Genomic DNA, 8,432 nt, shown 5'->3' with positions numbered 1-8,432 from the left:
AGGAAGGGTGGCAGAGTGGTCGATTGCACCGGTCTTGAAAACCGGCGATGGGCAACCATCCGTGGGTTCGAATCCCACCCCTTCCGCCACGGCCATCACTCGTGCCGCAGCGCCTCGATCGGGTCCAGACGCGCGGCGCGGCGCGCCGGCACGTAGCCAAACAGCACGCCAATGGCAGCCGAGAAGGCAAAAGCCACCAGGTTGATGACCGGATCGAAGGCAAAGGGCACCTGCATCAGGCGGCTGATCGCCACGCTGGCACCCAGCGCCAACAGCAGCCCCACCACACCGCCCAGTGCGGCCAGCACCACCGCCTCGACCAGAAACTGCCCCATCACTTCGCGCTCGCGCGCGCCGATGGCCAGGCGCAGGCCGATTTCGCGCGTGCGCTCGGTGACGCTAACCAGCATGATATTCATGATGCCGATGCCACCGACCAATAGACTGACAGCGGCAACTGCGCCCAGCAGCAGGGTCATGATGCGGGTGGTGCCGGCCATGGTCTCGGCCAGCTGCTGGGTATCGAGGATGTTGAAGTTGTCCTCTTCCTCTTCGGCCAGACTGCGCCGCTCGCGCAGGATCTGCCGCACCGACGCCTTGACGGCCTCTGGGTCCGCTCCTTCGAGCATCGACACGTGCAGGGTGAAGACCCGTGTGTGCCCCACCACGCGCCGGTGCAGGGTGTTGATGGGCATCAGCACCATGTCGTCCAGGTCTTGCCCAAAGGCGCCCTGTCCCTTGGGGGCGAGCACGCCCACCACCTCGCACGGCACCTGGCGCACGCGCACGGTGTCGCCCACCGGCGAAGCAGTCCCGTAGAGTTCGCGCCGCACGGTCTCGCCCAGCAGGCACACGGCGGCCCCCACGCGCAGCTCATCTTCGCTGAAGACACGCCCTTCGGCCAGTGTCCAGTTATTGGTCAGCAACCAGTCTTGCGAGCCGCCAACGATGCTGCTGGACCAGTTGCGGCCATTGGCCACCACGGTGCCGCTGGTGCGCGCTTCGGCGGCTACGGCCAGCACACCCGGGGTCTGAGTCGCCAGCGCGGTGGCGTCGCTGAGCTTGAACGATGGTGCCCCCGCACTACCACCGGGTCCCAGTCGCTGGCCGGGCCGCACCTGCAGCAAGTTGACGCCCAGACTGGCGATTTGCTGCTGGATGGCACGGGTGGCACCGTTGCCCACGGTGACCATGGTCACCACGGCCGCCACGCCGATGACCACGCCCAGCACGGTCAGAAATGAGCGCAGCAGGTTGCGCCGGATGGAGCGCAACGCCAGCCTGATGGTGCTGAGCCACATCATGAGTCGCCCTCCCCGACGCGATGCGCACCACGCGGCTGCAGCGCCGACGCGGCCGGGGGTTGCTGGGGCTGCGCGCCGGGTGTGCCGGACGTGGGGTGTGCCGCGTCGTGCGACGCGCCGCCGGCCTCGACCGGGGCACCATCGCGCTCGATGCGCCCGTCGCGGAAGTGCACCACGCGCTGTGCGTAGGCGGCGATGTCGGGCTCGTGCGTCACCATTAGCACCGTCAGACCACGTTCGCAGTTGAGGCGCTGGATGAGCGTCATGATTTCGTAGCTGCGCCGCGAGTCGAGGTTGCCGGTGGGTTCGTCGGCCAGCAGCACGCGCGGCTGCGTGACGATGGCGCGCGCGATAGCGACGCGCTGCTGCTGTCCGCCCGATAATTCCGCCGGGGTGTGGCGCTCCCACCCGGCCAGCCCGACTTCGGCCAGCGCGGCGCGCGCGGCGGCGTGGCGCTGGCGCGCGGGCAGGCCGCGATAGACGAGTGGCAATTCGACGTTTTCCAGCGCAGTGGTGCGCGGCAGCAGGTGAAAGCCCTGGAACACGAAGCCCAGATAGTGGCGCCGCAGCAGCGCGCGGTCGTCGCGCGTGAGCGACTGCACGGGCACACCCAACAACCGATATTCCCCACTGGTGGGGGTGTCCAGCAACCCCAGGATGTTCATCGCCGTGGATTTGCCCGAGCCGCTGGGCCCCATGATGGCGACGAACTCCCCCGCGCGTACCGTCAGGTCGATGCCGCGCAACGCGGCAAAGGCTGCGCTGCCTTGGCCGTAGATGCGCGTGACGCCGTGCAGCACGATCAGGGGCGAGTCGGCTTGGGTGGTCACAGACAAGGTCTCCCTCATCGGCCGCGCGCTGCGCTGCGCTGCTCAATGATCACCGGCAGCCCTTCCTCGACGCCCTCGCCGCTGACTTCGGACATCCGCCCATCGCTGATGCCCACGGTCACCGGCACGGCCACCGGCTGGCCGTCGCGCAGCACCCACAGCTGGCGCGGCCCGGAGCGGGTATCCAACCGCGCCGTTTTACGGCCCGCGGTGGGTGCCTTGGGCAGCAGCAGGCTGGCCAAGCCACTGCCGCCGCCTGCTGCGGCGGCGGACTCGCTGGGGGTGAAGCGCAGCGCCGTGTTGGGCACCACCAGCACGCCCTTGCGCTCTACGGCACGGATGCTGGCGGTGGCCGTCATACCCGGGCGCAGTGAACCGTCGGCGTTGTCCACGTCGAGGGTGGCGGTGTAGGTGACGACGTTGTCGGTTTTGGTGGCGCCAAAGGCCACGCGCCCCACGCTGGCCGGGTAGCGCCGCCGCGGGTACGCACTGACGGTAAAGGTAGCAGGCAAGCCTTCGCGCACCGCGCCGATGTCGGCCTCATCCACCGCCACGTCCAGCTTGAGCCGCTTCAGATCCTGGGCGATGGTCAGCAGTGTGACCGCCTGCAGCGAGGCGGCCACGGCGTTGCCGGGGTCGACGTTGCGAGCCAACACCACCCCGTCGATGGGCGAACGGATGAATGCCTTGGACAGGTTGGTCTCGGCGGTGGCCAGGTTGGCGCGCGCTTGCTGCACACTGGCCCGTGCGCTGCGTTGCGCGGCCTCGGCGCGCGCCAGCGCCGCGCGCGCGGCGTCCAGTTCGGCGGCTGACGGCGTCTGCCCACCCGACAGGCGCGCCACCTCCTCCAGCCGCGCCACCGTGGCACGGGCTTCAGCCGCACTGGCATCGGCCTGAGCCACCTGCGCCTCGGCCACAGCCAAGGCGGCACGCGCGCTGTCCACTTGGTCCTGTAGTTTGGCGGTATCCAGCACCACCAACACCTGGCCTTGGCGCACGCGGTCGTTGACGTCCACCCGCACCTCGCGCACAGTGCCCGAGAGTTCGCTGCCCATGTTGACCGAACGCAGCGGCTGCAAGGTGCCGTTGGCGGTCACCGTCAGCGTCAGGTCGCCACGCCGCACGGGCTCGGTGACGTACACCGGCTGGGCCTGCTGTGCGCGCTGCGCCTGCCAGGCGCGCCATCCAGCCACCAGCACCACCACGGCGGCGAACCCCAACGCCCAAACCACGGGGCGGCGCCACCAGCGGCGCGCGTGCGCGCCGGCCAGTACCGCCCGCACGTCGTCTTCGGCACGGCGGGACAACGGGTCAGATGCAGTATCAGGCATGAGCGTCATCGATGAGGAAAAGAAGGGTCGGAATGTGTCGCCGCCCGGTCCCCTCGGCGGTCGGCCGCGTCTTCGTCGCTTTCGGCTCCCAGCGCCAGCCGCAAACGCACGTGCTGCGCTGCCCAGTCGGCTTGGGCTTGCACCACATCGGTGCGAATGCCGATAAGAGTGCGCTGGGCATCGAGCAAGCTGCGCAGATCGGTCAGCCCCGCCGCATAGCGCTGCGCCGCCAGCTGCTCAGCCACTGCGGCGTCGCGCTCGGCTGCGTCGAGCCGCTGGCGGCGCACATGCACGGCCGCCAGAGCGCTCAAGGCGTTTTCCACGTCCTTGAGCGCCGCCAGCAGCGTGCCCGCCAGCGCCGCGCGCGCGCGCTCCACCGCCGCTTCTTGCGCCAGCACCTGCGCCTGCGCCGAGCCGCCGTCGAACACCGTCGCCACCAGCCGCAGCACCAGACTGCGCGTCATGGCTTGAACATCGAACAGATCGCTGACGCGCGGCGCACTCCACGACAAGGTGCCGCCCAGCGTCAGCCCTGGCCAGCGCGCCGCGTCGGCTTGCCGCACCCGGGCCACAGCGGCGCGCAGGCGCGCTTCGGCAGCCGCTACGTCGGCACGTCGAGCCAGCACGGACGCCGGCGTCGGCATCGTCCACGCCGACGGCGGCTCGGGGGCTCGGGTGGGTTGCGGCAGTTCGGCTTGTGGCGTTTGGCCGGTCAAGACGGCCAGTGCGTGGCGCGCCTGCTGCCATTGCGCCTCGATGGCGGGCACCGCGGCTTCGGCCTGCGCTACGCTGGCGCGGGCCGTGGCCGCATCCTGTTCGCTGGCCAGCCCGGCTTGCGCGCGCCACAGGGTCAGCCGCAAGGCGTGTTGCAACGCCTGCACGTTTTCACGCGCCAAGCGCAGCCGCTCGCTGGCGCTCCACACCTCGATCCAGGCCAGCGCGACGTTGGCCGCCACCGTCTGCCGCGCCAGCGCAGCGTCGGCGGCAGCGGCGGCCAGATCCTGCTGCGCGGCCTGGGTGCCCGCTGTGCGTCGCCCCAACCAGTCCAACTCCCACGCCCCATCCAGCTGCGCCTGCCAGCGCGTGGCGGCTGCGGCGTCACCGACGCGCGTGCGCGCGGCACTGCTGCCCGCCGTCACGGCCGGACCCTGCAACGCTTGCGCCTGGGTGAGCGCGGCGCGCGCCTGCACGACCGCCGCCAGCGCGCTGCGCACGTCGGGGTGGGCACGCCAAGCCTGCTCAATCAGCGCCAGCAAATCGGCGTCGGCCCACGCCACCCACACAGCGCGCTCAGCCCGGCTTGGATGGCTGTGCTCGCCGTCGCGCGTGCTGCGTGCGGCGGCCTCGGGAGCTGGCTGCGTCGCAGCACGGGCACGCTCGCCGTCCGGGCTGGCCGGTGGCATGGGGCTACGCCATGCGGGTGGGGGTACCACCTCATCGGCCGCACGCAGGGCCACCCACGCCGAATGGCGTGGCGGTGCGGTGCATCCGGCCAGCGCGCTGGCCGCAACCACCGCCAGCGCCATTCGGACCGTCGAACAAGGGGTCACACTCATGCATTGAACAGAAATCGGGCACCAACGCGTCCGCAACAGGCCAGAGCGCAGCGTGCGGCTCCATACCCCCCAGCAAACCTGGCCCAGGCACGCCCGCGCCGGGGGGCCTGGCGCATGACGCTGTGCACCGCAGACGCTCGTCGCTGGTGGCATCGCGGTCTGCGCGGATCGTCCACACGGCAACTCAGCGGCATAGGCTGGCTGCAAGCGTAGCGGATTCCGACGAACGGCGTGTGACCGCCGTGCAAAGTTGTGTATCCGGAGCGGTGTCGGCACCCTACCCTGCCCGCACCCCGGGGGTGGCCAGATGCACCTCGCGCACACAGCGCTCGTCGGCCAGCACGATGAAGGCAAACAGCCATTGCGCCAGACTGTCGGCGTGGGCGGTGCGGCGCGCCAGCAGTGGAGTGGCTTCGGGGTCCAGCAACACGAAATCCGCCTCTGACCCGGGTGCCAGGCTACCGACAATGCCTGCCAGATCCAGCGCGCGCGCCGCGCCCGCCGTGTGCTGCCACCACAGATCCAGAGGATCCAGGGTCATGGCGACTTTGGACGTGCCGTCACCGCGCACCGCCGCCCGCGCCACCGTGTAGGCGGCGCGCATGGTGGCAAAGGGGCTAAAGCTCATGCCACCGCCGACGTCGCTGGCCAGACCCAAGCGGGCCCCAGCCGCGCGTGCTGCCGCAAAGTCGAAAAAGCCACTGCCCAAAAACAAGTTACTGGCGGGTGACACGGCAATGGCAGCCTCACGTTGCGCCAGCAGCCGCCAGTCTTCGTCATCCAGGTAGATACCGTGGGCATAGACCGCGCGCCGCCGCAGCAGCCCAAAGCGCTCGTAAACCGCTAAGTAGCTGCGATCACCTGGGTAGAGTTCGCGCACCCATGCGACTTCGTCGCGGTTTTCCGCCACGTGCGACTGGATCCACACGTCTGGGAAGCGCTGCGCCAGCTCGCCTGCACCGCGCAGCTGGACATCACTGCAGCTGGGCGCAAAGCGCGGCGTGATGGCGTAGCCCAGGCGACCGCGACCGTGCCAGCGCGCGATCAGCGTCTCCGTGTCGAGCAGCGACACCTCCGTGTCGTCGCGCACGCCGTCCGGGCTGTGGCGGTCCTGCAGCACTTTGCCGGCCACCCAGCGCAGGCCGCGCGCCAGCGCCTGCGCCAGCAGCGCATCCACCGACACCGGGTGCGAGGTGGCAAACGTCAGCGCAGTGGTGACACCGTGGCGCAGCAGCTCGTCTAGGAAAAAGCACGCGACCTCGGCGGCGTGACGCGCATCGGCAAAGCGCGCTTCGTGTGGAAAGGTGTACTGCTGCAACCACGGCAGCAACCCATCGGCCGGCGCACCAATGATGTCGGTTTGCGGATAGTGGATGTGCAGGTCGATGAAGCCCGGCGCCAGCAACCAGCCGCGGTGGTCCGTCACTGGTAAATCAGGAAAGCGCGGCCGCAACGCCGACCAGGCGCCGATGGCGTGCACGCGCGCCACGCCTTGGGCATCCGGAGCCACCACCAGCAACCCGTCGGACTCAAAATGCGGCACGGGGCCGTCCGCGTGCGGATCGAACCACAACAGCGATGCGCGCCAGCCCTGCATGGTGCCGAGTCTAACCCTTGAGGTGCCGCTGCGGCACGTGCTGCTGCCGCCACCAACCGAAGGGCCCCAGCAGCATCGACAGCGCATACCACCCTCCCAGCATCAGCACGATGGTGGGGCTGGTGGGCCAGTCGGCCAGATAGGACAACCACAGCCCCAGCAGCGACAATGCCATCGCGCCAAGCACCGCCACCGCCAGCAGCGGCCGCAGGCGCCGCGCCCAAAAGCGGGCAGCGGCGGCCGGCAGCACCATCACGCCCACTGCCATCAGCGTGCCCAGCGCGTGAAAGGCAGCCACGAGGTTCACCACCACCAGCGCCAGAAAGCCGTGGTGCGCCACGCCGCCCCAGCGGCTGATGCCGCGTAGAAACGCCGGATCGACGCACTCCATCACCAGTGGGCGCCACAGCAGCAGCAGACCACCCCAGGACAGCAGCGCCACGGCCGCCAGCAGCAGCAGCACCGGCTCATCCAGCGCCAGCACCGAGCCGAACAGCACGTGCAGCAGATCGACCGCACTGCCGCGCATCGACACCAGCGTCACCCCCAGCGCCAGCGACACCAGATAGAACGCCGCCAGCGCCGCGTCCTCGCGCAGCACAGTGTGGCGTGCCACCGCCGCCGCGCCCGCCGCCACCAGCACGCCCCCCACCACACCCCCCAGCGTCATCGCCGGCAGCGACAGCCCGGCCAGCAGATAGCCCACCGCCGCACCGGGCAGGATGGCATGCGACATCGCATCCCCCATCAGGCTCATGCGACGCAGCATTAGGAACACCCCCACTGGGGCCGCGCCCAGCGCCAACAGCACGCACCCCAGCGCGGCCTGGCGCATGAAGTCGAACTCCAACCCAGTGGCTGCCAGCCACGCGGCCCAGGCCGATTCAATGACGGTGGCCATGCGGTTCTCCTGCATCGACCGGTGGGACACTCGGATAGGCGTCGCGGTCGCACCATTCGGCCTGCTCGTCGAAGGCCTCCTGCAAATGCCGGGCGCGCACCAAATTGGCGTCGGTCAGCACGGCAGCCGTGGACCCATGCGCCACCAGCTCGCGCGCCAACACGGTGGTCACCGAAAACGTGGCGCGCACCAGCGCCAGGTCGTGCAGCACGGCAATCACCGTGCGGCCTTCGTCGTGCCAGCGGCGCAGAATCCACAGCAGATCCTGCAGGGTGCGTGTGTCGACCCCGGTGAACGGTTCGTCGAGCAACACCACCGGCGCGTCCTGCAGCAGCAGCCGCGCAAACAGCGCGCGCTGGAACTGCCCGCCCGAGAGGGTGTCGAGCGTGCGCTGCTCGAACCCCTGCAGCCCCACCGACTCGATGGCGACTTGCACCCGGCGCCGCTGCGCCGCGCGCGCGCGCCCCCACGGGCCCAGTTCACGCCACAGCCCCATCGCCACCAGTTCGCGCACCGTCACCGGAAAGGTGCGGTCGACCTCGCTGATCTGGGGCAAATACGCCACCTCCGCTGCTGTGACACCCCGCACCACGCCGTGCATCGGCCGCAGCCGACCGGCCACGCATTTGAGCAACGTGGACTTCCCGGCACCGTTGGGTCCGACCACCGCCGCCAATGCCCCGCGCGGCCAGCGCAGGCTGACGTGATGCACGGCGGGATGCCGCTCGTAGCCCGCAGTCAGGTCGAACAGCTCGATGGCAGCGGCCTCGCTCATGGACGGCCCACAGGGATGGCAGAAAAAAAGCCAGTCACGGGGACTGGCCTTGGTGTGTGGCGCGGCTGGCAGGATTCGAACCCACGACCCCTTGGTTCGTAGCCAAGTACTCTATCCAACTGAGCTACAGCCGCTTGC

General features: G+C 69.8%; 7 protein-coding genes and 2 tRNA genes. 1 reads left to right on the top strand and 8 read right to left on the bottom strand.

The window, feature by feature from the left end; genetic code table 11:
* Position 1: 1 nt before the first annotated feature.
* Positions 2–89: transfer RNA gene (locus V7Z54_RS08845), tRNA-Ser, on the top strand.
* Between the two features lie 6 nt (positions 90–95).
* Here V7Z54_RS08845 and V7Z54_RS08840 read toward each other — a convergent pair.
* From V7Z54_RS08840 to V7Z54_RS08805, 8 genes are all read right to left on the bottom strand, one after another.
* Positions 96–1,301 (bottom strand): ABC transporter permease, encoded by a 1,206-nt coding sequence (locus V7Z54_RS08840; RefSeq protein ID WP_334135931.1) that lies wholly within the window; start codon positions 1,299–1,301, stop codon positions 96–98.
* On the bottom strand, positions 1,301–2,152 hold the full coding sequence (locus V7Z54_RS08835; protein WP_443082462.1) for an ABC transporter ATP-binding protein: 852 nt from the start codon (positions 2,150–2,152) through the stop codon (positions 1,301–1,303). The genes V7Z54_RS08840 and V7Z54_RS08835 overlap by 1 nt, the downstream gene beginning before the upstream one ends.
* The gene (locus V7Z54_RS08830; RefSeq protein WP_334135929.1) at positions 2,149–3,465 is read right to left on the bottom strand and encodes an efflux RND transporter periplasmic adaptor subunit; all 1,317 of its coding nucleotides are present in this window, start codon (positions 3,463–3,465) and stop codon (positions 2,149–2,151) included. The genes V7Z54_RS08835 and V7Z54_RS08830 overlap by 4 nt, the downstream gene beginning before the upstream one ends.
* A 5-nt stretch (positions 3,466–3,470) precedes the next feature.
* Positions 3,471–5,021, bottom strand: coding sequence for a TolC family protein (locus V7Z54_RS08825; protein ID WP_334135928.1), 1,551 nt, complete (start codon positions 5,019–5,021; stop codon positions 3,471–3,473).
* Positions 5,022–5,298: 277 nt separating this feature from the next.
* A complete protein-coding gene (gene guaD / locus V7Z54_RS08820) occupies positions 5,299–6,618 on the bottom strand; it encodes a guanine deaminase (RefSeq protein ID WP_334135927.1) in 1,320 nt (439 codons plus the stop codon).
* A gap of 10 nt (positions 6,619–6,628) precedes the next feature.
* The gene (locus tag V7Z54_RS08815; protein ID WP_334135926.1) at positions 6,629–7,519 is read right to left on the bottom strand and encodes a metal ABC transporter permease; all 891 of its coding nucleotides are present in this window, start codon (positions 7,517–7,519) and stop codon (positions 6,629–6,631) included.
* Positions 7,503–8,294 (bottom strand): zinc ABC transporter ATP-binding protein AztA, encoded by a 792-nt coding sequence (gene aztA / locus V7Z54_RS08810; protein WP_334135924.1) that lies wholly within the window; start codon positions 8,292–8,294, stop codon positions 7,503–7,505. Before aztA ends, V7Z54_RS08815 begins: the two co-directional genes overlap by 17 nt.
* 57 nt (positions 8,295–8,351) lie before the next feature.
* Positions 8,352–8,428: transfer RNA gene (locus V7Z54_RS08805), tRNA-Arg, on the bottom strand.
* Positions 8,429–8,432: the final 4 nt, after the last annotated feature.

The sequence above is a fragment of the Tepidimonas sp. genome (genome assembly GCF_036824975.1).
Taxonomy (GTDB): Bacteria; Pseudomonadota; Gammaproteobacteria; order Burkholderiales; family Burkholderiaceae_C; genus Tepidimonas.
Note: the sequence above shows the minus strand (reverse complement) of the source record. Positions and strands in the feature narration are given on the sequence as shown.